The organism is Mycobacterium sp. NGS45 (assembly GCF_059812645.1).
On record NZ_JCALDB010000006.1, the window covers coordinates 179,790 to 205,059 of the forward strand.

Annotated in this window: 24 protein-coding genes; 15 read left to right on the forward strand and 9 right to left on the reverse strand. The window is 67.8% G+C overall.

Translation table 11 applies throughout. The features are described from left to right. Window positions 1-47: 47 nt before the first annotated feature. Window positions 48-1,151 carry an adenylate/guanylate cyclase domain-containing protein gene (locus tag AC5Y3P_RS08020; protein WP_500045394.1) on the forward strand — a complete coding sequence of 368 codons (1,104 nt, stop codon included), beginning with the start codon at window positions 48-50 and terminating at the stop codon, window positions 1,149-1,151. Between the two features lie 34 nt (window positions 1,152-1,185). Here the strand turns inward: AC5Y3P_RS08020 and AC5Y3P_RS08025 are convergent, their stop codons facing one another. Then, complete coding sequence (locus AC5Y3P_RS08025; protein WP_500045363.1) at window positions 1,186-2,127, reverse strand: AIM24 family protein; 942 nt, start codon at window positions 2,125-2,127, stop codon at window positions 1,186-1,188. Here AC5Y3P_RS08025 and AC5Y3P_RS08030 point away from each other — a divergent pair. Next, window positions 2,110-2,418 (forward strand): hypothetical protein, encoded by a 309-nt coding sequence (locus AC5Y3P_RS08030; RefSeq protein ID WP_500045364.1) that lies wholly within the window; start codon window positions 2,110-2,112, stop codon window positions 2,416-2,418. The two genes, AC5Y3P_RS08025 and AC5Y3P_RS08030, sit on opposite strands and share 18 nt — an antisense overlap. Before the next feature lie 6 nt (window positions 2,419-2,424). Here AC5Y3P_RS08030 and AC5Y3P_RS08035 read toward each other — a convergent pair whose 3' ends face one another. Beyond that, window positions 2,425-4,335, reverse strand: coding sequence for an ABC transporter ATP-binding protein (locus AC5Y3P_RS08035; RefSeq protein WP_500045365.1), 1,911 nt, complete (start codon window positions 4,333-4,335; stop codon window positions 2,425-2,427). Beyond that, the gene (locus AC5Y3P_RS08040) at window positions 4,332-6,074 is read right to left on the reverse strand and encodes an ABC transporter ATP-binding protein (protein WP_500045366.1); all 1,743 of its coding nucleotides are present in this window, start codon (window positions 6,072-6,074) and stop codon (window positions 4,332-4,334) included. The genes AC5Y3P_RS08035 and AC5Y3P_RS08040 overlap by 4 nt, the downstream gene beginning before the upstream one ends. An 86-nt stretch (window positions 6,075-6,160) precedes the next feature. On the opposite strand from AC5Y3P_RS08040, the gene AC5Y3P_RS08045 reads away from it, so the two are divergent. Next, complete coding sequence (locus AC5Y3P_RS08045) at window positions 6,161-6,661, forward strand: DUF3558 domain-containing protein (protein ID WP_500045395.1); 501 nt, start codon at window positions 6,161-6,163, stop codon at window positions 6,659-6,661. Beyond that, window positions 6,658-7,209: a DUF3558 domain-containing protein gene (locus AC5Y3P_RS08050; protein ID WP_500045367.1), complete on the forward strand. Its 552-nt coding sequence runs from the start codon at window positions 6,658-6,660 to the stop codon at window positions 7,207-7,209. Before AC5Y3P_RS08045 ends, AC5Y3P_RS08050 begins: the two co-directional genes overlap by 4 nt. 48 nt (window positions 7,210-7,257) lie before the next feature. Here the strand turns inward: AC5Y3P_RS08050 and AC5Y3P_RS08055 are convergent, their stop codons facing one another. Then, complete coding sequence (locus AC5Y3P_RS08055; protein WP_500045368.1) at window positions 7,258-7,788, reverse strand: SixA phosphatase family protein; 531 nt, start codon at window positions 7,786-7,788, stop codon at window positions 7,258-7,260. Between the two features lie 124 nt (window positions 7,789-7,912). Between AC5Y3P_RS08055 and AC5Y3P_RS08060 the strand changes: the two genes are divergently transcribed. The 3 genes from AC5Y3P_RS08060 to AC5Y3P_RS08070 all read left to right on the forward strand — a co-directional run bounded on the left by AC5Y3P_RS08060 (window position 7,913) and on the right by AC5Y3P_RS08070 (window position 12,985). Further along, window positions 7,913-9,070 (forward strand): metallophosphoesterase family protein, encoded by a 1,158-nt coding sequence (locus AC5Y3P_RS08060; RefSeq protein ID WP_500045369.1) that lies wholly within the window; start codon window positions 7,913-7,915, stop codon window positions 9,068-9,070. Then, window positions 9,067-11,679: an AAA family ATPase gene (locus AC5Y3P_RS08065; RefSeq protein ID WP_500045370.1), complete on the forward strand. Its 2,613-nt coding sequence runs from the start codon at window positions 9,067-9,069 to the stop codon at window positions 11,677-11,679. The genes AC5Y3P_RS08060 and AC5Y3P_RS08065 overlap by 4 nt, the downstream gene beginning before the upstream one ends. Window positions 11,680-11,749: 70 nt before the next feature. Then, entirely contained in the window at window positions 11,750-12,985 is a 1,236-nt protein-coding gene (locus AC5Y3P_RS08070; protein ID WP_500045371.1) for an alpha/beta hydrolase, read from the forward strand. On the opposite strand, the gene AC5Y3P_RS08075 is transcribed toward AC5Y3P_RS08070, so the two are convergent. Genes AC5Y3P_RS08075 through AC5Y3P_RS08090 form a run of 4 tightly spaced genes read right to left on the reverse strand, consistent with a single transcriptional unit; the run spans window position 12,975 to window position 18,437 of the window. Then, entirely contained in the window at window positions 12,975-14,633 is a 1,659-nt protein-coding gene (locus AC5Y3P_RS08075) for an ABC transporter family substrate-binding protein (RefSeq protein ID WP_500045372.1), read from the reverse strand. The genes AC5Y3P_RS08070 and AC5Y3P_RS08075 overlap by 11 nt on opposite strands. Window positions 14,634-14,692: 59 nt before the next feature. Continuing rightward, window positions 14,693-16,540: a dipeptide ABC transporter ATP-binding protein gene (locus AC5Y3P_RS08080; RefSeq protein ID WP_500045373.1), complete on the reverse strand. Its 1,848-nt coding sequence runs from the start codon at window positions 16,538-16,540 to the stop codon at window positions 14,693-14,695. Further along, on the reverse strand, window positions 16,537-17,463 hold the full coding sequence (locus AC5Y3P_RS08085; RefSeq protein WP_500045374.1) for an ABC transporter permease: 927 nt from the start codon (window positions 17,461-17,463) through the stop codon (window positions 16,537-16,539). Before AC5Y3P_RS08085 ends, AC5Y3P_RS08080 begins: the two co-directional genes overlap by 4 nt. After that, window positions 17,460-18,437 carry an ABC transporter permease gene (locus tag AC5Y3P_RS08090; protein ID WP_500045375.1) on the reverse strand — a complete coding sequence of 326 codons (978 nt, stop codon included), beginning with the start codon at window positions 18,435-18,437 and terminating at the stop codon, window positions 17,460-17,462. The genes AC5Y3P_RS08085 and AC5Y3P_RS08090 overlap by 4 nt, the downstream gene beginning before the upstream one ends. Window positions 18,438-18,626: 189 nt before the next feature. On the opposite strand from AC5Y3P_RS08090, the gene AC5Y3P_RS08095 reads away from it, so the two are divergent. The 6 genes from AC5Y3P_RS08095 (at window position 18,627) to AC5Y3P_RS08120 (ending at window position 23,473) form a co-directional block, all read left to right on the forward strand. Beyond that, on the forward strand, window positions 18,627-18,881 hold the full coding sequence (locus AC5Y3P_RS08095) for a hypothetical protein (RefSeq protein ID WP_500045376.1): 255 nt from the start codon (window positions 18,627-18,629) through the stop codon (window positions 18,879-18,881). A 97-nt stretch (window positions 18,882-18,978) separates the two neighbouring features. Continuing rightward, window positions 18,979-19,251 carry a hypothetical protein gene (locus tag AC5Y3P_RS08100; protein WP_500045377.1) on the forward strand — a complete coding sequence of 91 codons (273 nt, stop codon included), beginning with the start codon at window positions 18,979-18,981 and terminating at the stop codon, window positions 19,249-19,251. A gap of 70 nt (window positions 19,252-19,321) precedes the next feature. Continuing rightward, window positions 19,322-19,816 (forward strand): beta-class carbonic anhydrase, encoded by a 495-nt coding sequence (locus tag AC5Y3P_RS08105; protein ID WP_500045378.1) that lies wholly within the window; start codon window positions 19,322-19,324, stop codon window positions 19,814-19,816. Between the two features lie 146 nt (window positions 19,817-19,962). Then, complete coding sequence (cysD, locus tag AC5Y3P_RS08110) at window positions 19,963-20,889, forward strand: sulfate adenylyltransferase subunit CysD (protein WP_500045379.1); 927 nt, start codon at window positions 19,963-19,965, stop codon at window positions 20,887-20,889. Beyond that, window positions 20,889-22,748, forward strand: a complete 1,860-nt coding sequence (gene cysN, locus AC5Y3P_RS08115) for a sulfate adenylyltransferase subunit CysN (RefSeq protein ID WP_500045380.1) — start codon at window positions 20,889-20,891, stop codon at window positions 22,746-22,748. The genes cysD and cysN overlap by 1 nt, the downstream gene beginning before the upstream one ends. Then, the gene (locus tag AC5Y3P_RS08120) at window positions 22,745-23,473 is read left to right on the forward strand and encodes a 3'(2'),5'-bisphosphate nucleotidase CysQ (protein WP_500045381.1); all 729 of its coding nucleotides are present in this window, start codon (window positions 22,745-22,747) and stop codon (window positions 23,471-23,473) included. The genes cysN and AC5Y3P_RS08120 overlap by 4 nt, the downstream gene beginning before the upstream one ends. A gap of 50 nt (window positions 23,474-23,523) precedes the next feature. Here AC5Y3P_RS08120 and AC5Y3P_RS08125 read toward each other — a convergent pair whose 3' ends face one another. Continuing rightward, window positions 23,524-23,943 (reverse strand): hypothetical protein, encoded by a 420-nt coding sequence (locus AC5Y3P_RS08125; RefSeq protein WP_500045382.1) that lies wholly within the window; start codon window positions 23,941-23,943, stop codon window positions 23,524-23,526. 63 nt (window positions 23,944-24,006) lie between these two features. Here AC5Y3P_RS08125 and AC5Y3P_RS08130 point away from each other — a divergent pair, with 63 nt between their 5' ends. Together AC5Y3P_RS08130 and AC5Y3P_RS08135 are read left to right on the forward strand one after the other, a co-directional pair. Beyond that, window positions 24,007-24,603, forward strand: a complete 597-nt coding sequence (locus tag AC5Y3P_RS08130; RefSeq protein WP_500045383.1) for a cysteine hydrolase family protein — start codon at window positions 24,007-24,009, stop codon at window positions 24,601-24,603. A gap of 27 nt (window positions 24,604-24,630) precedes the next feature. Further along, window positions 24,631-25,110, forward strand: coding sequence for an Rrf2 family transcriptional regulator (locus AC5Y3P_RS08135; RefSeq protein ID WP_500045384.1), 480 nt, complete (start codon window positions 24,631-24,633; stop codon window positions 25,108-25,110). The last annotated feature ends 160 nt before the right edge of the window (window positions 25,111-25,270 follow it).

Here is a 25,270-nt window from a genome sequence, read left to right on the forward strand (position 1 = left end):
CCGAACGGCAAGCACCCGACCGCGACGACGCCGACGTCGCGCAGCAGGTGGAAGCTGCCGGTCTGCTGGACGGTCTGGAAGGCCGCGAACGGACCGAGCGCGCCGAGTTGGCGGCCTGGTTGCTGGGCAAGGGTTTCACCGTCGAGGAGATCCGCACCGCCATCTCACCGATGCTGTTGGCGTCGCGGAGATTGATCGGCGACGACGGCCGCTACGTCTCGGCCAAGGACATCGCCAATCGGGCCGGGCTCGGCGTGGATCTGGTGCGTCGGGTCCAGCAGGCACTCGGCTTGCCCACCGATGAGGACATCGACGAACCGGTGTACCTGCGCGCCGACGGCGAAACCGTGCTGCACACCGCGAAGTTCCTGCACCTTGGTTTGGAACCGGAACCGCTGCTGCAGGTGACCCGGGCACTGGCCGAGGCGCTGTCCAACGTGGCCGAGATGATGCGGCATACCGCATTGGCTGCCGTATTGCGACCTGGGGCAACCGAACTGGAGACCGCGCAGGGCTCGGAGGCGATCGTCTCGGCGGCCGCCCCGCTGTTGGGGCCGATGATCCAGGACATGCTGATGCTGCAGTTGCGGCACGCGATGGAGTCCGAGGCGGTCAACGCCTCCGAGCGGGCCTCGGGTTCGCCGGTGCCCGGTGCCCGCCCGATCGCGGTCGCGTTCGCCGACATGGTGGACTTCACCCGACTCGGCGAAGCCGTGGAACCCGAGGAACTCGAGAAGCTGGCGAACCGGCTGGCCGGCATGGCGCGCGCCGTCGCGGTCCCGCCGGTGCGGTTCGTCAAGGCGATCGGCGACGCCGTGATGCTGGTCTGTCCCGATCCGCTTCCGCTGCTGAACGCGATGCTCGAACTGGCCGGCGCGGCCGAGGCCGACGCCGGCTTTCCCCGGCTACGGGTCGGGATGTCCTACGGCGAGGCGGTGAGCCGGGCCGGCGACTGGTTCGGCAGCCCGGTGAACCGAGCCAGCCGGGTCACCGGGGTGGCCCGGCCCGGCACCGTGCTGGTCGGCGCCTCGGCCCGGGACGTCATCGGTGATGCCGGTGACTTCGACTGGTCCTACGCGGGCAGCCGCTACCTCAAGGGGATTCACGGGTCGGTCAAGTTGTACCGGGCCCGCAAGCTACCCACCGAGTAGCTCGCTGCCGGCACTCGAGGTGCCGGGTCGACTCTCAGGCAGTCGCGGTGATCGTGACGCCCTCGGACGGCTGCACGATCACGAAACCCGCGCCCTGAAACGCCACCTGCACGGCCTCACCCGAGCCGCGACCGATCAACGCCGAGGCCTTGAAGCTGGTCTTGAGGTGGGTCTGCAGGTTCGCCGACCAGGCCACCACAGCGTCGGTGTCGGCGTAGGTGGGCGCTTCGGCGGTGTTCAGCACCACCGGGGGACCGTCGGTGGTCAGTGCCACCCAGCCGGTACCGCGCAGCGAGGTGTTGAACAGTCCGCCGGTGGCGATGCTGCCGCCCTTGACCCGCTCGATGTCCCACTGCAGCGACGCCGAGAACGCCAGCACGTTCTTGCCGCTCACCGACAGCCCGGAGTTGGTCAGCTGCAGCAGGTGCACGTCGTTGGCGCGGTCGGCCAGGAACACGTCACCGCGGCCCTGGCAGCGCATCAACGGCAGACCCTCGCCGGTGAACGCCTTCTTGATGAACTTCGAAGCACCACCGCCCTCGAAGGCGAAGTCGACCTCGCCCTGATAGGCCACCATCGAACCCTGCCGCGCCATGAACGGCTCGCCGAGCCGAACCCGCAGCATCTTCTGGTTCTGGTTGGCGATCGGTTTGGCCTCGTTCTCACTGAACCGGCCGTCGACCAGATCACCGCTGAGACCGGCGAAACCGTCCGCGCCACCGGGCACGTGCCCACCGCTGACCTGCGCGCCGCCGTACTGCTGGCCGCCGGGCGCGCCGCCGAACTGCTGCCCGGCCGGAGCGCCTCCCGCGGGTGCGCCGCCGGCCGGGGCCGCACCTTCGCGGGCTTGCGGTGCGCCACCGAGCGGCGCCGTTTGCACCTGACCGCCCTGAGATACCTGGTCGGTCCACTGCTGACCGTCCCACCAGCGGTACTCGAAACGGCCTTCAGGGTCTGGATGCCACTGGCCCGTCACTGCAATCTCCTGTCGGTCGTCGACATGTGCATTGCTCACCCTAAGCACACATTGCTGATTCTGGCTGCGCGACGCATGCTTGCAGGTATGGCTGGTAAAGAAATTGACCGCACCCGTGCCAACAGTGCGTGGGCGGTCGCCAAACAACATCCAGGCATGCTGTTGTTCGCCGTTTCGCCGGTTCTGCTGGCCGTGATCCTGGTCTGGTTCGTGGCCAGCCCGGGCTGGGCGATCGTGCTGCTGCTGGCAGCGCTGGGCGTCGGCGGGGCCGCTGTACTGCTGAAACGCTGACGGTAGCTACGAGCGAGCACCGAGCGCGATCATCTGCGCATAGGCGCCCTGGCGTTGCAGCAGCCCGCGGTGGGTGCCCTGTTCGATGATCCGGCCGCCGTCGAGCACCACGATGGAATCCGCGTCGCGGATGGTGGAAAGCCGGTGCGCGATGATGAAACTGGTCCGATCCCGGCGCAATTCGGCCATTGCCTGCTGAATCAACAATTCGGTGCGGGTGTCCACCGAACTCGTCGCCTCGTCGAGCACCAGCAACGCCGGTTGGGCCAGGAATGCCCGGGCGATCGTGATCAGCTGTTTCTCCCCGGCGCTCAACGCCCCGCTGTCATCGCCGACCACGGTGTCGTACCCGTCGGGCAGGCTGTGCACGAACCGGTCCACGTAGGCCGCGCGGGCCGCTTCGATGATGTCCGCGCGGCTCGCCCCGGGCCGGCCGTAGCCGATGTTCTCCGCGATCGTGCCGCCGAACAGCCAGGTGTCCTGCAGCACCATGCCGATCCGGGACCGCAGCGAGGTCGCGCTGACCGCCCGGGTGTCGACGCCGTCGACCAGGATCCGGCCGGAGTCTGGATCATAGAAGCGCAGCAGCAGGTTCACGCAGGTGGTTTTGCCGGCCCCGGTGGGCCCGACGATGGCCACCGTGTGCCCGGCCTCGGCCACCAGCGATACGTCCTCGAGCACCGGGGTGTCCGGCCGGTAGCCGAAGCTGACGTGTTCGAACACCACCCGCGGTGGCGTCGGCGACGACGGCAGCGCCGCCGCCGGCTCCGCGGGCGACTCCGGTTCGTCGAGGAACTCGAAAACCCGCTCGGCACTGGCGATACCGGACTGCAGCGTGTTGTACATCCCGGCCACCTGGGTCAGCGGCTGGTTGAACTGCCGGACGTACTGGATGAACGCCTGCAGGCTGCCCAGCGTGATCTGCCCCGCGGCGACCTGCAGACCACCGATCACCGCGACCGCGACGAAACTCAGGTTGCCGACGAACATCGTTGCCGGGCCCACCAATCCGGAGAAGAACTGGGCACCGAAACCGGCGTGGAAGACGTCGTCGTTGTGCTCGGTGAACTTCGCCCGCGCGGCGTCGCGGTGGCCGTAGGTCTTGACCAAGGTGAAGCCGCTGTAGGTCTCCTCGATGTGGGCGTTGAGCCGGCCGATGTTGCGCCACTGCGCCATGAACAGTTTCTTGGACCGGCGGGTGATGCTGCGGGTCAGCCACAGCGACAACGGCACCGTCGCGACCGCGATCAAGGCCAGCCACGGTGAGATGGTCAGCATCATGGCCAGCGTGGCGAACACCGTCAGCACGGCGCTGAGCAACTGGCTGATCGAAATCGCCAGCGAGGTCTGCACATTGTCGATGTCGTTGGTCACCCGGGACAGCAGCTCGCCGCGTCGTCGGGAATCGAAGTGCGCCAACGGCAACCGGTGCACCTTGTGCTCGACATCGGTACGTAACGCCATCATGGTGCGCTGTACCACCACGTTGAGCAGCCGCGCCTGAATCCAGACCAGCAGTGCGGCAACCAGATACAGGCCCAGCGCCAGAGCCAGCGTCCGGGCCACCGCGGCGAAGTCCACACCGGCACCGGGCACCACGTTCATGCCGGACAACAGATCGGCCAGCGCGGAATCGCCGCGTGCCCGGGCGTCGGCGATGGCCTGCTCGCGGGTGATGCCGGACTCCAGCTGCCGCCCGATCACACCGTTGAACAACAGGTCGGTGGCGTGCCCCAGGATGCGGGGGCCGATCACGCCGAACGCGATTCCGAGCACCGACAGCGCGACCACGGTGATCGCCATACCGCGGTGCGGTGCCATCCGGCGCACCAAACGCAGTGCGGTGGCCGTGAACTCGCGGGAGCGTTGTTCGCCGCCTTGTTGCTGGCGCAACGCCGCCGACAACGGGCCGGTCACTGTGTGACCCCCAGCGACTGTGATTCCACCAACTCGGCGTACAGCGGACAACTGTGCAGCAGCGTGTCGTGTGGTCCGGTCGCGACCACCGTGCCGGCGTCCAGCACCACGATCTGATCGGCAGCGGCCACCGTCGAAATGCGTTGCGCCACCACGATCACGGTGGCGGAGCCGGCGACCTCGGCCAGCTGAGCGCGCACCCGGGCGTCGGTGTGCACGTCCAGCGCGGACAGCGCGTCGTCGAACAGATAGATGTCAGGGCGGCGGATCACGGCGCGTGCGATCGCCAGCCGCTGCCGCTGCCCGCCGGAGAAGTTCGCGCCGCCCTGAGCGACCGGCATGCCCAGCCCCTCCGGATGGGCGGCGACGAAGTCGTCGGCGCACGCGACCCGCAGCGCTTCCCACATGTCGGCCTCACTGACCTCACGTCCCAGCGCCGCGCCGTACCGCAGATTGTCGGCGACCGTGCCGGAGAACAGATAGCCGCGTTGCGGGACCACGCCCAGCCGCGCCCACAATTGCTCGGTCGCCCAGTCCCGCACGTCGACGCCGTCGAGCAGAACCGCACCCGAGCTGACGTCGTACATCCGGGTGATCAGTGCGATCAGGGTGGACTTACCCGATCCGGTGCTGCCCACGATCGCGGTGGTGCTGCCCGGCTGCGCGGCAAAACTCACCCCGGACAGCACCGGGTGCTCGGCGCCCGGGTAACAGAAGCCGGCGTCGCGCAGCTCGACCAGACCGCGGGTGGCGGCGGTGGGCAGTTTCGGGACGGCGGGATCGGCGATGGCGGGCGTGCTGGCCAACACCTCGGTGATCCGTTCGGCGCACACCGTGGCGCGCGGCAAGGTGGCCATGAAGATGGTCGCCATCATCACGGCCATCAAGATCAACATGAAGTAGGACAGGAACGCGATCAGCGAACCGACCTGCATGTGCCCGGCGTCGATGCGGTGCCCACCGAACCAGATCAGCGCGACGCTGGACAGGTTGATCGTCAATGTGGTCACCGGCACCATCAGCGCCTGCCAGCGACCGGCTTCGATCGCGGTGTCGCTGAGCTCGCGGTTGGCGGCGTCGAAGCGGGCGCGTTCGAACGGCTCGGCGGCGAACGCCCGGATCACCCGGATGCCGGACAGTTGCTCGCGCATCACCCGATTGATGCCGTCGATCAGGTTCTGCAGGTTCCGGAAGATCGGCAGCAGATGCCGGATGATCCAGTAGTTCGACAGCGCGAGCACCGGCACGCTGACCATCAGCAGCCAGGACAGCCCGGCGTCCTGGTGTATCGCCATCGCAATGCCGCCGACGCACATGATCGGCGCGGTCACCAGCGTGGTGAATGTCATCTGGGCCAGCGCCTGGATCTGCTGGACGTCGTTGGTGGTCCGGGTCAGCAGCGACGGCGCCCCGAAATGTGCCCGCTCGTGCTCGGAGAAACTGGTCACGTGCTCGAACATCGCGGCCCGCAGGTCACGTCCGAAGCTCATCCCGGCCCGCGACCCGAAGTACACCGCGCCCACCGCGCAGGCCACCTGCAGTGCCGTGATCACCAGCATCAGCGCGCCGAGCCGCACGATCGTGCCGGTGTCGCCGACGGCTACGCCGTCGTCGATGATCGCCGCGGTGATGGTCGGCAGGTACAGCGTGGCCAGCGTGCTGATCACCTGCAGCGTCATCACCACTGCCACCAGACCGCGGTAGGGCCCGACGTACTGTCGCAGCAGGGCCCAGAGCATCTGGTTACTGTCGCACAGCCACTCGATGGCCCGGCGCCGCTACAGTGCATGCTGTGAGCAGAAAAGTGCTGGCGGCCACCGTACTGATGCTCAGCGCCGCGTTGACGATCTCCGGATGCTCTGATGACGGTGGCTCCACCGAAACGCCCGGATCGGACTCGACCCCGCAGGCCGGTCCGGCGCAGCACGGGCCGACCTTCCCGGAGTGCGGCGGAATCAGCGATGCGACCGTGATGCAACTGACCGAGGTGCCGGGCCTGGTGAACACCGCCAAGACCTCGGTTGGCTGCCAGTGGCTGGTCGGCGGTGGCGTGATCGGACCGCACTTCTCGTTCACGTCGTTCCGCGGCAGCCCGATCGGTCGGGAACGCAAGACCGAGGAACTCACCCGGGACCGGGTCGAGGACATCACCATCGAGGGCCAGTCCGGTTTCATCGCGATCCTCGGCGACAGCCTGTGTGAGATCGGCATCCAGTTCGACGACGACTTCATCGAATGGTCGGTCAGCTTCGCCGAAGAGCCGCACCCGGACACCTGCGAGGTGGCCAAAGAGTTGACCCGCCAGTCGATCGTGAACGCGAAATGAGAACAGCCGTGCGTCAACGTGTGCTCTTGGGTGCGGTCGCCCTGTTATCCACCACCGCGGTGCTGATCGGGTGCAGCCAAACCGTGGACGGCACGGCCGTGCGCGCCGGAGCCGGCGAACGCAACAACCGGTCCCAAGAGGACTACCCCAACCTGCAGAAGGAATGCGACGTCCTGACCGACGAGATGCTCGCCGAAACGGTCGGCGCCGAAGAGGGCGCCATCCAGGGCACCTTCGTCGGCGCGGTCTGCCGCTGGCAGGCGGCCAACCCGGCCGGCCTGATCGACATCACCCGGTTCTGGTTCGAGCAGGGCAGCCTGGACAACGAGACCCGGGTCGCGCAGGAGATGGGCTACCAGATCGAGGACCGCGCGGTCGCCGGTGTGCGCTCGATCGTGATGCGGACCAACGACCCCAACGGTGCGTGCGGGGTGGCCAGCGATGCTGCCGGTGTGGTCGGGTGGTGGGTCAACCCGCAAGCCCCGGGCATCGATGCGTGCGGTCAGGCGCTGAAATTGATGGAACTCACGCTGGCCACCAACGCCTGACGGACCCGGCAGTCCGGCGTCGGTCCGGACCCGGCGGCGTCGTCGGGCTCAGCGGGGCACGTGGAAGGCCACCAGCGCCGCGCTGCCGAGCCGCAGCTGCGACCACGGGCCGTCGAAGCGCAGCACCGCCATTCCCGACGTCGGGTATTTCATCGAGATGTCCTCGGCCGCGGTGATGTTGGTCTCCGGGCCCTGGGCCGCCAAACCCAGCGCCAGCGACGACATCGCCGGTTCGTGTCCGATCACCAGCAGGGTGCGCGGCGCGAAGCCGAAGCTGGCGTCGGCGGCGTTGATCGCCGCGATGATCGTGCCCGGGGTGGCGCCGTAGAGATCCTCGGCGTAATGCACCGGCGCCTCGATCTTGGTGCGCGCCAAGGTCTGGCGGGTCCGGACCGCGGTCGAACACAGCACCGCGTCCACCGGCGGCTGCAGCCCGGCACCGGACCGCAGCCACTCACCGGCCAAGGCGGCCTCGCGCTCACCGCGTTCGGCCAGCGGACGGTCTTGGTCGGGCACGTCGTCGGGATAGGCGGACTTGGCGTGCCGCAGCAACACCAGGGTCCGTCGTTCGTCACTCACCCGGTCAGGTTAGTGGACAGACAACGCCACCGCGCACATGCCGGGTCAGGTCCCCGAAGTTGTCGGTGCCCCGCCATACACTCGCGTCGTCGCAGGATTGGGCACGCAACAGAAGGGGGCAGGCATGCGGTTTCTGCACACTGCGGACTGGCAGTTGGGCATGACGCGGCACTTTCTGGAGGGCGAGGCCCAACCCCGGTATTCCGCGGCCCGACGTGACGCGGTGGCCGCGCTGGGTGCCCTGGCCGCCGAGACCGGCGCGGAGTTCGTGGTGGTCGCCGGCGATGTGTTCGAGGACAACCACCTCGATCCGCGCGTGGTGCACCAGTCGCTGGAGGCGATGCGGGGCATCGGGGTGCCGGTGTACCTGCTGCCCGGCAACCACGACCCGTTGGACGCCTCGTCGGTGTACACCAGTGCGTTGTTCCGCGCCGAGTGCCCCGAGCACGTCGTGGTGCTCGACGACGTCGGCCCGCACCAGGTGCGCCCCGGTGTGCAGATCGTGGCAGCGCCGTGGCGCTCCAAGCGGCCCACCACCGACCTGGCCGCTGCCGCCATCGCGGATCTGCCGGCCGACGGCGCCACCCGCATCCTGGTCGCACACGGTGGGGTGGACATCCTGGATCCCGACCCCACCCGGGTGTCGCTGATCTCGACGGCAGCCCTGCACGAGGCGTTCGAACGCGGCGCCCTGCACTATGTGGCGTTGGGCGACAAGCACTCTCGCACCCAGGTCGGTGACAGCGGCCGGATCTGGTACTCGGGTTCACCCGAGGTCACCAACTACGACGACGTCGAGGCCGATCCCGGCCACGTGCTGCTGGTCGACATCGACGAGGGTGACCCGGCCCGGCCGGTCACGGTGCAGGCGCATCGGGTGGGGCGGTGGAAGTTCGCCACACTGCACCGCCAGATCGACGACGACCGCGACATCGCCGATCTGGACCTCAACCTGGATCTGATGCCGGACAAGGACCGCACCGTGGTGCGGTTGGCGCTCACCGGAACGTTGACCGTCACCGACCGGGCCGCGTTGGATGCCTGCCTGGATCGGTACGCCCGATTGTTCGCCTGGCTGGGCACCTGGGAGCGGCATTGCGACTTGGTGGTGGCCCCGGCCGACGGCGAGTTCACCGACCTGGGCATCGGCGGTTTCGCGGCCAGCGCGGTCGAAGAACTGGTGTCCACCGCACGCTGCGACGACCCGGGCAGCGCACAAGACGCCCAAGGCGCCCTGGCGCTGCTGCTGCGTCTCACCGGTCCCAAGGCGGGTGCAGCGTGAGACTGCATCGCCTGGTCCTGGCCAACTATCGCGGAATCGACTACCGCAGCATCGAGTTCGCCGACACCGGCGTCACGGTGGTGTCGGGTGCCAACGAGATCGGCAAGTCCTCGATGATCGAGGCGCTGGACCTGCTGCTGGAGGCCAAGGACCGGTCCAGCAAGAAGGACGTCAAACAGGTCAAACCCACACACGCCGACGTGGGTTCCGAGGTGACGGCCGAAATCAGCACCGGTCCATACCGATTCGTCTATCGGAAACGCTTTCACAAGAAGTGCGAGACCGAGCTCACGGTGCTGGCGCCAGCGCGCGAACAACTCACCGGGGACGAGGCGCACGAACGGGTGCGGGCCATGCTCGACGAAACCGTGGACACCGGCTTGTGGCAGGCGCAGCGCGTACTGCAGGCCGGTTCCACCACGGCCGTCGAACTGTCCGGCTGCGATGCGCTGTCCAAGGCCCTCGACATCGCCGCGGGGGATTCGGCGACCGCCGGCCTGTCCGGCGCCGAACCGGCCCTGATCGAGCGGATCGACGCCGAGTACGCCAAGTACTTCACCGGGACCGGCCGTCCCACCGGGGAGTGGTCGGCCGCGGTCAAACGTCTCGCCGAAGCCGAAGCGCAGGTGACCCGCTGTAAGGCCGCCGTCGCCGAGGTCGAAGACCGGGTCGCCGCGCACGCCCGGCTGTCGGCCGAACTGGCCGAACTCGAAACTCAACGCGAGACGGTGAGCACCCGTCGGCAGGCCGCCGAGCTGGCCGCCCAAGTGATCGCCCGGCTGGCAGATCAGTTGCGCCAGGCCCAAACCGAGGCCGCTGCCCAGGAAGCGCGCAGCACCGCGGCGGCAGCCGCCCGGCAGGACCGGCAGGCGGCCTGCACCGCGGTGCAGACCCGTGCTGCTGCGCTGACCGAGGCCGAAACCGAGGCAGCCGCAGCGCTGGAAGCCGAAACCCTGGGCCGCCAAGTGCTCGAAGCCGCCCGGGCCACCGAGACCGAAGCCGCCCAGGCCGTCGAGCAGGCCGAACAGCGGCTGGCCGCAGCCCGCACCGTTCTCGGCGAGCTGGGCGCGCGCGATGAAGCGCACCGGCTGACTCAGCGGCTGGACCGGATCGACCGCACCGCAACCGAATTGGAGCGGGTGCGCGCTGAACTGGCCGACATCGCGCTGACCGAGCAGCTGGTCCGGGACATTGAGCGAAGCGCTACTGAGCTCGACGTTGCGCAGGGTCAGGTCGACCTGGTCGCCGCCAACGTCGAATTCACCGCACTCGGTGAACTGGCGCTCGAGGTCGGCGGCCAGCACGTAGCGCTGGCGCCCGGGCAGAGCTGGTCGCTGGCAGCGACCGAACCCGCGCAGGTCACCATCCCCGGCGCCCTGGTGGTTCGCATCGCACCCGGCGCCACCGCGCTGGACTCGCAGGCCCGACTGGCGGCAGCCGAACAGCGGATGGCCGATCTGTTGGCCGCCGGCGCGGTCGCCGACCTCGACGAAGCCCGCCGGGTCGATCAGCGCCGCCGCGAATTGGTCACTCGCCGAGGCGAACTGGACGCCACCCTGACCGGGATCTGCGGCGATGACGACGTCGACGCGCTGCGCCGCCGCGCCGCCGAGCTCGGCCCCGGCGCCGCCGTCGACCCCGAAGAACTCAGCGCGGCGCGCGCCGAGCTGACCGATGCCGAGACTGCCTGCCGGCAGGCGCGCACCGACTGTGAAACCCAGCGCAAGGTGGCTGCCGCGGCGACAACTCAACTCGGCGAACGGGAAATCCGGGCCACGGTGGCGCGTGAGCGGGTACAGGCCGCGGCCGACGAACTGCAAGCCGTGACCGATCAGCTCGCTCGCGCGCGCGAACAGGCCACCGACGAAGAGTTGGCCGCGGCCGCCGAAGCCGCCGAGGCGGCGACCCAGCAGGCGCGGCAGCGGGTCACCGAGTTCTCCGATCAGGTGGCCCAAGCCGGGCCGGAAGCCGTCGAAGCCGAGCTGGGTGCGGCGCGTGCCGCCGATGAAACCTTGCAGCAGCGACTCGACGACGCGGCGCGCGCCCTGCGGGACATCGAAGTCGCGTTGACGGTGTTCGGCACTGAAGGCCGCACCGGCCAGCTCGACGCGGCCAGGATCGAACGCGAGCATGCCCGGGCGGCCCATGACCGCCTGCAGCGTCGGGCGCGGTCGGTGCAGACCCTGCGCGCGGTGATGACGCGGCACCGCGACGACACCCGGCGCAAGTACGTCGAACCGTTCCGCGTCGAGGTGGAACGGTTGGGCCGCACCGTATTCGGCCCCAGTTTCGAGATCGAAGTGGACAGCGACCTGCGGATCAGCAACCGGACGCTGGATGGTCGCACGGTGCCGTATGAGTCGCTGTCGGGTGGGGCGCGCGAGCAGTTGGGCATCGTGGCCCGATTGGCAGTCGCGGGTCTGGTCGACCAGCAGGATTCGGTGCCGGTGCTGATCGACGATGCTCTCGGCTTCTCCGATCCGGAACGGCTGGCCAAGATGGCCGCGGTGTTCGACCAGGTCGGTGCCGACGGGCAGGTGATCATCCTGACCTGCTCGCCGGACCGGTACCAGGGTGTCGACGCGGCGCACCGGGTGGTGCTGGCCTAGCCGAAGGTGGTGTCGCGGCCGCAGTGCTGCGGCCTGCGCCGCCGGCTGCGCAAGGGACAATGAACCAACCATGACCCTGAATTCCTGGACCCGCTGGGTACACGACCGCCTGGCAGCACTGCCCGGGGTGCGCTCGGTGCGCCGACCGGTGACCCCCGGCAGCGACGAGCACTTCGATCTCTACTACGTGCGCAGCGGTCCACCCTCACCGCGTCCACTGCTGTTGATCCCGGGCGGGCCCGGCGTTGCGTCCATCGCGATGTACCGGGGCCTGCGTAAGCAAGCCGCCAAACGTGGAATCGATGTGCTGATGGTCGAACACCGCGGCGTCGGGATGTCCCGCCACGATGATGCCGGCGTCGACCTGCCGCCCTCGGCGATCAGCGTGCAGCAGGTGATCGACGACCTCGCCGCGGTGCTCGACGACGTCGGGGTCGAGCAGGCCGTCGTCTACGGCACCTCCTACGGCAGCTACCTGGCCGCGGGGATGGGTGTGCGGCACCCGAGTCGGGTCGGTGCCATGGTGCTGGACTCACCGGTGCTGTCGGCCCACGACATGGAGGCGATCCGCAAGGCGGTACGCGAGTTGATGTTGCACGGGCAACTGGCGCCCAGGGTGCAGCGCCTGCTCGATGCCGGGCTGATGACCCCGGGCAATGGCCAAACCGCGATGATCAGCTACGGCTTGGGTGGCATCGAGTTGCTCGGCCGCCAGTTGGACCTGCTGGCCGCTGGGCACACCCTGGTCTGGCGCAGCGTGTCCTGGCTGTACGACATGACCCAGCGAAAGGCGCCGTACCACAACGAAATCGACCTGGTCGGCCGGATTGCGTTCCGCGAACTCGACTATCTGGGCGAGCCGGACGGACTACCGCTGGACCCGTCCGAGATGGTGCGCCCGATGGCGCAGCAGATGCCCGGCCCGATACCGGAATTCGAGTCCGAGCCCTATGACCTGGTCGCCGAGATGCCGAGCTTCGACTGGCCCACCGTGGTGATCTCCGGGGGCTGCGACCTGGTCACGCCGCCGTCGGTGGCCGAAGAGGTCGCGGACCTGATCCCGGCGGCGACCCTGTTGGCATTACCGACCGCGACGCACAGCGCTCTGGACACCCGACCACGGGCAGCGCTGGCCATCGCGCAGTCCGTCCTGGCCGGGCAGATCGGCGACCTCAGAACGCGCGCAACGCAACTCGATGCGCTGCCGGGCAGCGCACTGCTGGCTGCGGCAGTGGCCGTGGTGCGGGCAGTGACCGCCGTGCAGCACCGGTGGCTGGTCCGCCCGGACCGCTCGGTTACTGCATGAAGCCGATCGCGGTGTACTTCAGGTCGCCGATCCCGGCCGGACCGTAGTTGGCCAAGTTGCTGCGCACCGCGAGGTTGCCCGGCGATTGGAACAGCGGCAGGCTGAACGTCAGGCCCCAGATCAGTTGGTCTGCCTCGTTGGCGAGTTCGCGCGCCTTGCCGGGATCCAGTTCGGACAGCGTTTCTTCGATCTTGGCGTCGAGTTCCGGGCTGCCGATCTTGCCGTAGTTGCTTTCGCCTTGCGAGGCATAGATCTGGGTCAGGCCGGCGAGCGGGAAGGCGTCTCCACCCCAGGCGAACTGCACGATGTCGAAGTTGCCGGGCGTCACGTAATCCTTGAACAGCGAGCCGCCGGGCACCGGGACCAACTCCAGATTGACCCCGATCTGCGCGAGTTGGTTCTGCGCCACCTGCCCGATCTGGCGGGTGCTGACACCGTCGTAGAAGACGTCACGAATCTTCAGTTGGCGGCCGTCTTTTTCGCGGAACTGACCGTTGAGCTTCCAGCCCAGCTCGTCGAGTTCACGCCGGGCGGCCTCCTGGTCGAACGCGACGCTGTTGTCCTGGTAGCCCTCCTGGCCGGCCAAGTAGATGTGGTTGTTCAGCGGAGTCGGGTTGTTGACCAGGCCGCGCTGGGACACCGAGGCGATGGCCTGGCGGTCGATGCCCTTGGCGATGGCCGCGCGCAGTTGCGGATCGCTGAGCAGAGAGCCGGGGGCGCCGTTGAAGGTGATGTGATACCAACTCGGGGCCGGGGCGTGCCGGATGGTCACGCCGGGGGTGTTGCGCGCGTTGGTCAACTCGTCGAGGGTGCCCAGTCCGACCGCGTCCAGGGCATCGTTCTGCAGGGCCGGGACCTTGGCGGCGTCGTCGAGCACGGTGTAGGTGATGCTGTCCAGCAGCGGCTTGTCGCCCCACCATTTGGGGTTGGGGCCCAAGATGATTCGCTGTGCGGTGCGGTCGATGTCAGTGATGATGAACGGACCCGCCGACGGCGGCGGACCGTTGAGGAAGCCCCGGTTGAACGCCTCCGGCGTGCCGGTCAGGGCTTTGGGGAACAGCATGCTGTTACCTGCGAACATCCCCTTCCAGTCGGCGTAGTGCTGGGCGAACGTGATCACGGCCTGCCGTTCGTCCGCACCCTGGGTGACCGACTCCACGCGTTCGCTGCCGTTGGGCGCGGCGTATTGGTACTCCGGGTCTTTGCCGCTGGTGGCGTGGATCTGGGCGGCGATGTCTTCCCAGGTGATCGGGGTGCCGTCGGACCACACCGCCTTGGGGTTGATGGTGTAGGTGACCACCTGCGGGTCGGCGCTGGTCAGTTCGACATTGGTGAAGTAGTCGCTGTTGACCGTCATCTCGCCGTTGGGCGAGATGAAGAAGGCGCGCGGCAGGGTGGCCTTGTACATCGCACCGATCTCGCCCAGGTTGCCGTCGATGTGCAAATTGTTGAAGTTCGACGGGAAACCGGAGAGCGCCAGCCGCAGGTTGCCGCCTTGGCGCAGGGTGGCCGGATCCTGCGGGTTGAGGTCGGCCGTCCCGCCCAGCAGGGCGTCGCCGGCGGCCGGCGGGACGTCGTCGGAGCGGGAACAGCCGGACAGCAGCAAACCCGCGCAGAGCAGCACGGCGGTGATACGGCGCAACGTCATGCCGACCGATCCTACGGCGACGACTATGCCGAGGGCGGAACGAGCGGGGAGGAGTGTCGTCAGCGGGCGCGGCCGGTGTCTCTCCCGGCGCCTGGGACCGCGGCCAGCAGCGTGCGGGTGTACTCATGCTGCGGATCGGCGAAGACCGCATCGGCCGCACCCTGCTCGACGATCGACCCCCGGTACATCACCGCGACGTGGTGCGCCATGTGCTTGACCACCGACAGATCGTGCGAGACGAACAGATAACTGAGCCCCAGCTGCTGCTGCAGATCGAGCAGCAGGTTCAAGACCCCGGCCTGAATCGACACGTCGAGCGCCGACACCGGTTCGTCGAGCGCGATGATCTTGGGCCGCAATGCCAGCGCGCGGGCGATCCCGATCCGTTGTTTCTGGCCGCCGGAGAACTCGGTGGGGTAGCGGTTGGCGTCGGCCTGGTTCAAGCCGACCAGGCCGAGTAGCTCACTGACCCGCTCCCGGGTGCCGGTCCTGTCGTAACCGTTGGCTTCCAGCGGTTCGGCCAGCACCTCGTACACCGGCAGCCGCGGATCCAGCGAGGCTGCCGGATCCTGGAACACCACCTGCAGGTCACTGCGCAACGCGCGGTGCTCGGCGCGGGTCAAGGCGGCGACGTCGTGGCCCAGCACCTCGATGGTCCCGGACTGCGGCGCGCTCAGGTCGAGGATCTGGTGCAGCGTGGTCGACTTGCCCGAACCTGATTCCCCGACGATGCCCAAGGTCTGCCCGGCCGGCACGTCGAAACTCACCCCGTCGACCGCACGCACCTCGCCGATGGCGCGGCGAAACACCACGCCCTTGGTCAGCTTGAAGGTCTTGACCAGGTCACGTACCCGCAGCACGGGCTCGCGTGACGTGTCCTCGACGACGGTTTCGGCGACCTCCGGCACACCGTAGATCTCGGCCGCGCTGCGCCCGACGACGTGTTCGGTGCGGATGCACGCGGCCCGATGGTCGACGTCGACTTCCACCAGTGCGGGCTCGGCGGCTCGGCACTCATCGATCACCAGCGGGCAGCGCGGTGCGAACGGGCAGCCGGGCGGTAACCCGACCATCGACGGCGGCGCACCCGGAATCGGCACCAGTCGGGTGCCGCGGGGCGCGTCCAGGCGGGGCACCGAGCCCAGCAGCCCGGCGGTGTAGGGCATCCGTCGGTCGGTGTAGAGCGTGCTCACGGTTGCGGTTTCGACGGCCCGGCCGGCGTACATCACCACGGCACGGTCGGCGAATTCGGCGACCACCCCGAGGTCGTGGGTGATGATCAGCACGCCGGCTCCGGTGACGTCGCGCGCCGTGCGCAGCACGTCGATGATCTGGGCCTGCACCGTGACGTCGAGCGCGGTGGTGGGCTCATCGCAGATCAGCAGGTCGGGGTCGTTGGCGATCGCGATGGCGATCACCACGCGTTGCCGTTCGCCGCCGGACAATTCGTGCGGGAAGGCCTTGGCGCGCTGGTCGGGCTGTTTGATGCCGACCAGTTCGAGCAGTTCCACCGCGCGCTTGCCGGCTTCGGCCTTGCTGACCTCGCGGCGGTGCACCGTGATGGCCTCGGCGATCTGGTCTCCCACGGTGTAGACCGGGGTCAGTGCCGACATCGGATCCTGGAACACCATGCCGATCCGGTTGCCCCGCACCCGGGACAGCGCGGCATCGGACTGGCCGAGGAGTTCCTGGCCATCCAACCGCACCGAACCCGACACCTCGGCGTACTCGGGCAGCAGCCCGATGGTCGCCATCGCGGTGGCCGACTTCCCGGAACCGGATTCGCCGACGATCGCCACCACCTCGCCGGACGACACTTGCAGATCCAGCCCGCGAACCGCGGTGACCGGTTCGTCCTCGGTGGGAAAGGTGACGCGCAGATCGCGCAGTTCGAGCAGCGGACTCATCGGGCCGCCTTCCGCCTGGTCCGGCGCAGACCGCTGGAACCGGGGTCGACGGCGTCGCGCAGCCCGTCCCCGATCAGGTTGGCGCAGAACACGATGAGCACCAGGCAGCCGGCCGGGAACAGGAACACCCAGGGGAACGTCGTCGCCGAGCCGGAACCGTCGGCGATCAGGGTGCCCAACGAGACGTCCGGGGGCTGCACCCCGAATCCGAGGAAGCTCAATCCAGTTTCGGCCAGGATCGCCAGCCCGACGTTCAAGGTGGTGTCGATGATCAGGATGGACGCCACGTTGGGAAGGATGTGCCGGGTGATGATCTTGTAGCTGGGCACGCCCATGTACCGTGCCGCGACGACGAATTCGCGTTCCCGCAGGCTCATCGTCAGACCGCGCACCATGCGTGAGCTGATCATCCAGCTGAACGCGGCCAGCAACATGATCAGCACCAAGATGCCGCCGCCGTCCCGCACCAGCGGAGTGGTGATCGCGATCAGGATGAACGACGGCACCACCAGCAGCAGGTCCACCACCCACATCAAGGTCGCGTTGCGCCAGCCGCCGAAGTAGCCGGCCGTGGCGCCGACGGCGGCCGCGATCGCCGTCGAGATCACCGCGACGCACAGACCGATCAGCATCGACTTCTGCATACCGCGCAGCGTCATCGCCAACAGGTCCTGACCCAGCGCGTTGGTGCCGAACCAGTGCTCCGGGCTCGGCGGCTGCTGCAACGCGTAGTAGTCCAGGTCGGTGTAGGACCAGGGCAGCAGCGGCGGCAGCGCGTAGCAGCCGATGAACATCGCCACCAGCAGCACGGTGGCCACCACTGCGGGTCGGTTGCGCAGGAACCGGCGCCACACCAGCGCGCGGCGCGACGTGAACGTGGCGGCCGCCTCGGGCTCGGGTGCGATCAACTCGGGTTCGGTCATGTCACCCGTACCCGAGGATCGAGGGCCGCGTAGACCACGTCGGACAGCAGACCGGCCAGCAGAATCGTGACGGCCGAGAACATCGTGATCGCGGCCGTGACGTTGGTGTCCTGGTTGGCGATGCCCTGGACCACCCACTCACCGATGCCGTGCCAACCGAAGATCTTCTCGACGAACACCGCTCCGGTGACCAGCGCGCCGACACCGTAGGCGAACAGCGTTGCCATCGGGATCAGCGCGGTACGCAGACCGTGTTTGAACAGCGCCTGGCGCCGGGTCAATCCCTTGGCGCGTGCGGTGCGGATGAAGTCTTGGCCCAGCACGTCGAGCATGGCGTTGCGTTGATAGCGGCTGTAGCCGGCAATCGATCCCAGCGCCAGGGTCAAGGTGGGCAACACCAGGTGCTGCATCCGATCCACGAACTGATTCCAGGCGCCGCGGACCGGAACCAGCGAGGTTTCTCCGGTGTACTCGAACAACTTGAATCCGAGTATCGAATTGACTTGCAGGCCAATCAAAATCAGCAGGTACGCGATGACGAAGGTGGGGATGCTCAGGATCAGCAGAGACAGCGAAGTGATCACCCGGTCGGATAATCGGTACTGCCGGATCGCGCCCCAGGCCCCGATCACCACGCCGATCACGGCGCCGACCACCGAGCCGATCACCACCAGTCGCAGGCTGACGCCAACCCGGCGCCACAGCTCGTCGGAGACCGGCTGACCCGCCACCGTGGTGCCGAAATCACCGCGCACCACACCGGAGGCCCAGTGCGCGTAGCGCACCGGAATCGGCTTGTCCAGGTCGAGCTCGGCGGCCTTGGCGTCGATCACGGCTTGGGTGGGCCGCGGGTTGCGCTGCATCAGGCTGTCCAACGGCGAGAACACCGCCGAGGTCAGCGAGAAAGTCAGAAACGATGCCAGGAACAGCAGCACCGCGTAGTTGAGCAGTCGGCGCAGGAGAAAGCGGATCATGCCCCGCTCTCCGTCTGCCGCATGCGACACAGCGTAGGAGATCTGGGTGGGTGCGCCCGGTAACGACCCGGAGCTGACCCACAGCCGGCATCCAGCCGACCACCAGGATCACCGGGTTGACTGAAGGCCGTGCGGGCTCGATGCGGCGCTCGCCCGTCGACTCGTCCGCATTTCCGATTGGAGCAACCCGTGACTTCGTTGTTGACCCATCAGGCCCCGCACCGACGAAAGCTCGCCGCCGTCGTCGGTGCGGGTGCCGCGCTGGTATTGGGCACGCTCGCCCTCACCCACCCGCAACCCGCGGATGCAGACCTGCAGGCCAAGAAGGTCGACCACCACCTGCACCTGGGCGGGCAGATCACCACGACCGTGGACGAGCCCACCACGTTGTCGGTAACCAAGGCAGTCCCTCCGGTCAAGGCGACTCAGTTCGGCAAGGCCTGAGGTTTGGCGGCCGTTTCGACCGGCTAACCGACATCGGCGAGGGGAGTCCTGGTGCGCGTTGCAGGACGCCCATCCGAGCTGAAACGGAGTAGTCGACATGAAACGAACAGCTGAACCCACCGGGCGGGGCGGACTCCAGATCTGGGCGGCCGTCGCCGGCGGTGCCGCCGTCGTTGCGATGGCGGCCTGGGGGGCCGGCGGCGCCCCCTCGGACGCCACCGTGATCTCAGAGCCGGCGGCGACGACGTCGTCGACCACCGAGGAAGAGTCGCCGCAGACCATCACCAAGAGCACGGCGCCGTCCACGTTGGAGACGACGATGGCCACGCCCGAGATCACCACCACCCCGACATCGGCCGAGCCGGGCTGACCAGATCTGGCGGTTTGCATCACCGCGAGCGAAGCGCCCGGTTGACGGCCGAGATACCGGTAGCGTCGGCGTGGGGAGTGTGACCGACGAATATCTGGCCAACAACGCAAAGTACGCCGAAAACTTCTCCGGGCCGCTACCGCTGCCGCCGAGCAAGCACGTCGCGGTGGTGGCGTGCATGGATGCCCGCCTGGACGTGTACCGGGCGCTGGGGATCGCGGAGGGGGAAGCGCACGTCATCCGCAACGCCGGCGGGGTGATCACCCACGATGAGATCCGCTCGCTGGCGATCAGCCAGCGGCTGCTGGGCACCCGCGAGATCATCCTGATCCACCACACCGACTGCGGCATGCTGACCTTCACCGACGACGAGTTCAAGAAGTCGATCCAGGAGGAGACCGGTATCAGACCGGAGTGGGCGCCCGAGGCGTTCCCGGATCCCGAGGAGGACGTGCGCCAGTCGCTGCGCCGGATCGAGGCCAGCCCGTTCGTGACCTTGCACACCTCGCTGCGTGGCTTCGTGTTCGACGTGGCAACCGGCAAGCTCAACGAGGTCACCGTCTAGCTCGTGATTTCGGTGCGTTTGGGGGGCGTGACAGCCCCTGGGCGCACCGAAATTGAAGGTTGACAGGGCCGGAATCGGGCTGGCAAACTCGTCTGGACCCTTTAATTTGGTCAAAGTTACCAACTTTACGAGGAATCCCCGATTCTATGACCAGACAGCTCACCCAGCCGGCGCCCGGGCAGTACGAACTCAGCCAACTGCGCGCGCTGGAAGCCGAAGCCATCCACATCTTCCGTGAGGTCGCCGCCGAGTTCGAACGTCCCGTGTTGCTGTTCTCCGGCGGCAAGGACTCGATCGTCATGCTGCACCTGGCGATCAAGGCGTTCGCTCCGGGCCGGTTGCCGTTCCCGGTCATGCACGTCGACACCGGGCACAACTTCGACGAGGTGCTCTCCACCCGCGACTTCCTGGTCGAGAAGTACGGTCTGCGGTTGGTGGTCGCCAGCGTGGAAGAGGACATCGAGGCCGGTCGCGTGGTGGACAACGGTCCGTCGCGCAACCCGCTGCAGACCGTGACGTTGCTGCGCGGAATCCGGGAGAACAAGTTCGACGCCGCGTTCGGTGGCGCTCGCCGGGACGAGGAGAAGGCGCGCGCCAAGGAGCGCGTGTTCAGTTTCCGCGACGAGTTCGGCCAGTGGGATCCCAAGGCGCAGCGGCCCGAGCTGTGGAACCTCTACAACGGCCGGCACCGCAAGGGTGAGCACATCCGGGTGTTCCCGCTGAGCAACTGGACCGAGTACGACATCTGGGCCTACATCGGCGCCGAGGACATCACGCTGCCGGCGATCTACTACGCGCACCAGCGTCAGGTGTTCCGCCGCGACGGCATGCTGCTGTCGGTGCACGAGCACATGACCCCGCGCGACGACGAAGAAGTCTTCGAAGCCACGGTGCGCTTCCGCACCGTCGGCGACGTCACCTGCACCGGCTGCGTGGAATCCACCGCGGCCACCGTCGACGACGTGATCGCCGAGACCGCGCTGTCCCGGCTCACCGAGCGTGGCGCCACCCGCGCCGATGACCGGATCTCCGAGGCCGGCATGGAAGACCGCAAACGACAGGGCTACTTCTGATGAGCACCAATACCACCCTGCTGCGCATCGCGACCGCCGGTTCGGTCGACGACGGCAAGTCCACCCTGATCGGCCGGCTGCTGTATGACTCCAAGGCCGTGATGGAGGACCAGCTGGCTGCCGTCGAGCGCACCTCGGTGGAGCGCGGCCACGACTACACCGACCTGGCGCTGGTGACCGACGGGCTGCGCGCCGAGCGCGAGCAAGGCATCACCATCGACGTGGCGTACCGCTACTTCTCCACGGCCAAGCGGAAATTCATCATCGCCGACACCCCGGGACACATTCAGTACACCCGCAACATGGTGACCGGTACCTCGACTGCGCAGCTGGCCATCGTGCTGGTGGATGCGCGGCACGGACTGCTCGAGCAGTCCCGGCGGCACGCCTTCCTGGCCTCGCTGCTGGGCGTGCAGCACATCGTGCTCGCGGTCAACAAGATGGACCTGATCGACTGGGACCGGGAACGTTTCGAGGCGATCCGCGACGAGTTCCACGCGTTTGCGGCCCGCCTGGACATCCACGACGTCACCACCATCCCGTTGTCCGCGCTCAAGGGTGACAACGTGGTGACCAAATCGGACCAGACCCCCTGGTACGACGGACCGGCCCTGCTGCACCACCTCGAGGAGGTCTACATCGCCGGTGACCGCAACCTGGTCGACGTGCGTTTCCCGGTGCAGTACGTGATCCGTCCGCAGACCCATGAGCACGCCGACCATCGCAGCTACGCCGGCACCGTGGCCGGCGGCGTGCTGCGCCCCGGCGATGAAGTGGTGGTGCTGCCCAGCGGTAAGACCAGTCAGATCACCGCGATCCACGGCACCACCGGTTTGGTCGACGAAGCCTTCCCGCCGATGGCGGTGTCGATCAGCTTGGCTGACGACATCGATATCAGTCGCGGCGACATGCTGGCCCGGCCGCACAATCAGCCCACCGCCACAAAGGAATTCGACGCCACGGTGTGCTGGATGTCCGATGACTCCGCGTTGGAGCCGGGCCGCGAGTACTTGATCAAGCACACCACCCGTAGCACCCGGGTGCGGGTGAGCGCGCTGGACTACCGACTCGATGTCAACACCTTGCATCGCGACAAGAGTGCAACGGCGTTGAAGCTCAACGAACTTGGCCGCGTGACGCTGCGCAGCCAGGCCCCGCTGCTGCTCGACGAGTATGCGCGCAACACCGCGACCGGATCGTTCATCCTGATCGACCCGGACACCAACGTCACGGTGGCGGCCGGCATGGTGCGTGACACCACTCCGGCGGCCAAGCGCGCCGCCAGCCCGAATGCCGTGCGGCACCAGTCGTTGGTCACCGCCCAGGATCGGCTCACCAAGGGGCGGACCGCGTGGTTCACCGGTTTGTCCGGTTCGGGCAAGTCGTCGATCGCCGTGCTGGTCGAGCAGAAGCTACTCGAATTGGGTCGTCCGGCATACATTCTCGACGGTGACAACCTGCGGCACGGGCTCAACGCCGACCTCGGCTTCTCGATGGACGACCGGGCCGAGAACCTGCGTCGGTTGGCCCACATCGCGACGTTGATGGCCGATGCCGGCCTGACCGTGCTGGTGCCGGCGATCAGCCCGCTCGAAGAGCATCGTGAGCTGGCGCGTCAGGTGCACGCCGATGCCGGGGTGGACTTCTTCGAAGTCTTCGTCGACACGCCGCTGGCCGACTGCGAGGCGCGAGATCCCAAGGGCCTCTATGCCAAGGCGCGCGCCGGCGAGATCACCCACTTCACCGGGATCGACAGCCCGTATCAGCGGCCCAAGAACCCGGACCTGCGGTTGACCCCGGAAGTCGCGCTCGACGAGCAGGCTCAGCTGGTGGTGGATCTGCTCGGTGACCGCGCGTGAACGACCATCAGCTGGCAGCTGATCTCGCCACTCGTGCCGGTGAAGTTCTGCTCGGCATCCGCGCCGAACTGTCGCACGCGACCGGCGTCGAGCGTAAGGCCGCCGGCGACCAGCAGGCGCACGACTTCCTGATGGCGGCCCTGGCGAAGGAGCGTCCGTCGGACGCGGTGCTGTCCGAGGAGGGCATCGACGATCCGGTGCGACTCAGTGCGCGACGCGTGTGGATCGTCGATCCGCTTGACGGCACCCGCGAGTTCTCCGAGCTGGAACGCCGGGATTGGGCCGTGCACGTGGCGCTGTGGGAGGACGGCGAATTGGTCGCCGGTGCCGTGGCGTTGCCTGCGCAGGGGCTGACCTTGTCGACGCCGATCGTGCCCGCGCCGCCGGCGCCACCGCCGCAACCGCGGATCGTGGTGTCGCGCACCAGACCGCCGGCGATCGCGCTGCAGGTGCGCGACGCCCTCGGCGGGGTTCTGGTCGAAATGGGTTCTGCCGGTGCGAAAGTGGCTTCGGTGGTGCAGGGCATCTCCGATGTCTACGTGCACGCGGGTGGTCAGTTCGAGTGGGACTCGGCCGCGCCGGTGGCGGTGGCGCGGGCGGCGGGCCTGCACACCTCGCGTATCGACGGTTCGGAACTGCGTTACAACCAGCCGGATTCCAAGTTGCCGGATCTGGTGGTGTGCCGGCCCGAGTTGGCCGAGGCGGTGCTGGCCGTCACGCGCTGAGTCGACGGTGGCTGCTGCCTTCGCCGCACTGCGGCCGCATTGGCTGCCGGTCACATATTCGGACAGGCGGCCTTGATCGCCGAAATCGACTCCCGCAACTGCTGTTGAGCGACAAAGTACTCTTTCAGCCCGGGCGGGTTGAGATTCTCGCCGTCGGCTTTCGGCATGCCCTTCAGGACGACGTCGGAGGCCGCAACCATGTCCTCCAGGTGCTGGCGCAGCCTGTGGTCCTCCAGCTTGTCGGCATTGGCCAGGATCTCCTCGAAACTCAACCCAGAAGGCTCGTAATCGGCGAGTTCTTCGGGTGAGGCGGTCGAGAGGTCAGGTTGGTTTGCGCTTCCGGGTGGGGACAGCGTCTCGGCCACCAGCTGGCAGTCGGCGCTGATCTTGGGGTTCTTCTGCTGGAGGTAGTCATCGACCGCCACATAGCCGAGTGCCAGTAGGCCGGCCAGTGCCATCGCGCCGATCACCAAACCGATCCAAATCCGCACGAGACCAAGGATATGGTCTGCCGGCGCCAGTACCCTGCAGTCATGGCTGGCCCTACCTTGCGCACCCTGACCGGACTTCCCGCCGCCCCGGAGAGCCTCGCCTCCTCGGCGCTCATCCTGATCGACTGTCAGAACACCTACACCCGCGGCGTGATGGAACTCGAAGGCGTGCAGGCCGCGCTCGACGAAGCCGCGGTGCTGTTGGAGCGGGCGCGCAGTGCCGGCATCGCGGTGATCCACATCCAGCACGACGCCGGCCCCGGCACTCCGTATGACATCCGGGACGAGATCGGCGAAATCGTCGAGCAGGTCGCTCCTCGCGAGGGCGAACCCGTCGTCGTCAAGAACTATCCGAACTCATTCGTCGGCACTGACCTGGGCGAGCGGCTGACCGCCCTGGGCGCGCACAACCTGGTGTTGGCCGGATTCATGACGCACATGTGCGTCAACTCCACCGCACGGGGCGCGTTCAACCTGGGTTACGCACCGACCGTGGTGGCCGGCGCGACCGCAACCCGGGCGCTGCCGGGCCCGGACGGCACCGAGGTGGCCGCCGCGGCGATGCAGGTCTCCAGCCTGGCTGCGCTGGCCGACATGTTCGCTGTGGTGGTTCCCGACGCAGCGGCAATCCCGGACTGACCAGCCGACAATGGCAGAATTCGCGGCATGAGGATGTCGGCGAAGGCGGAATACGCCGTGCGGGCCATGGTGCAGTTGGCCACCGCCGAACCTGGCACCGTGGTCAAGACCGACGATTTGGCCAAGGCACAGGCAATTCCGCCGCAGTTCTTGGTCGACATCCTCTCGGATCTGCGGACTGACCGATTGGTGCGCAGCCAACGTGGTCGCGACGGCGGCTACGAATTGGCCCGCCCGGCAGCAGAAATCAGCATCGCCGACGTGCTGCGCTGCATCGACGGCCCGCTGGCCAGCGTGCGCGACATCGGCCTCGGTGACCTGCCGTACTCCGGGCCGACGGCTGCGCTGACCGACGTGTGGCGGGCGCTGCGGGCCAGCATGCGCGCGGTGCTCGAGCAGACCAGCCTGGCCGACGTGGCTGCGGGGCGGCTGCCCGCGCAGGTCGCACAGTTCGCCGACGATTACCGTGAACAAGAGGCCGAGCGCGGACATCAGTCACGCGGATAGTGCTTTGCGGAGCCGGCGTTTGGCGCGCTTGCCTGCCCGTTGTGTCGGGTCGCAGCGGTCTCGGTGCTTGCGTTGCGTTGCGTCCCCGTCGCTTGGCTTTCGCGCGCGTTTTCGATGAGGCAACGAATCACCCTCTTTCTGGTGTCGAAAACTTTGGTCT

What these genes read in the sequence shown, in the direction of transcription:
- AC5Y3P_RS08100 (WP_500045377.1), top strand. Translation starts at nt 18,979, where the DNA reads ATGAAACGAACAGCTGAACCCACCGGGCGGGGCGGACTCCAGATCTGG.
- AC5Y3P_RS08130 (WP_500045383.1), top strand. Translation starts at nt 24,007, where the DNA reads ATGGCTGGCCCTACCTTGCGCACCCTGACCGGACTTCCCGCCGCCCCG.
- AC5Y3P_RS08050 (WP_500045367.1), top strand. Translation starts at nt 6,658, where the DNA reads ATGAGAACAGCCGTGCGTCAACGTGTGCTCTTGGGTGCGGTCGCCCTG.
- AC5Y3P_RS08045 (WP_500045395.1), top strand. Translation starts at nt 6,161, where the DNA reads ATGCTCAGCGCCGCGTTGACGATCTCCGGATGCTCTGATGACGGTGGC.
- AC5Y3P_RS08085 (WP_500045374.1), bottom strand. Translation starts at nt 17,463, where the DNA reads ATGACCGAACCCGAGTTGATCGCACCCGAGCCCGAGGCGGCCGCCACG.
- cysD (WP_500045379.1), top strand. Translation starts at nt 19,963, where the DNA reads ATGACCAGACAGCTCACCCAGCCGGCGCCCGGGCAGTACGAACTCAGC.
- AC5Y3P_RS08040 (WP_500045366.1), bottom strand. Translation starts at nt 6,074, where the DNA reads ATGCTCTGGGCCCTGCTGCGACAGTACGTCGGGCCCTACCGCGGTCTG.
- AC5Y3P_RS08070 (WP_500045371.1), top strand. Translation starts at nt 11,750, where the DNA reads ATGACCCTGAATTCCTGGACCCGCTGGGTACACGACCGCCTGGCAGCA.
- AC5Y3P_RS08080 (WP_500045373.1), bottom strand. Translation starts at nt 16,540, where the DNA reads ATGAGTCCGCTGCTCGAACTGCGCGATCTGCGCGTCACCTTTCCCACC.
- AC5Y3P_RS08090 (WP_500045375.1), bottom strand. Translation starts at nt 18,437, where the DNA reads ATGATCCGCTTTCTCCTGCGCCGACTGCTCAACTACGCGGTGCTGCTG.
- AC5Y3P_RS08060 (WP_500045369.1), top strand. Translation starts at nt 7,913, where the DNA reads ATGCGGTTTCTGCACACTGCGGACTGGCAGTTGGGCATGACGCGGCAC.
- AC5Y3P_RS08030 (WP_500045364.1), top strand. Translation starts at nt 2,110, where the DNA reads ATGCCACTGGCCCGTCACTGCAATCTCCTGTCGGTCGTCGACATGTGC.
- AC5Y3P_RS08135 (WP_500045384.1), top strand. Translation starts at nt 24,631, where the DNA reads ATGAGGATGTCGGCGAAGGCGGAATACGCCGTGCGGGCCATGGTGCAG.
- AC5Y3P_RS08075 (WP_500045372.1), bottom strand. Translation starts at nt 14,633, where the DNA reads ATGACGTTGCGCCGTATCACCGCCGTGCTGCTCTGCGCGGGTTTGCTG.
- cysN (WP_500045380.1), top strand. Translation starts at nt 20,889, where the DNA reads ATGAGCACCAATACCACCCTGCTGCGCATCGCGACCGCCGGTTCGGTC.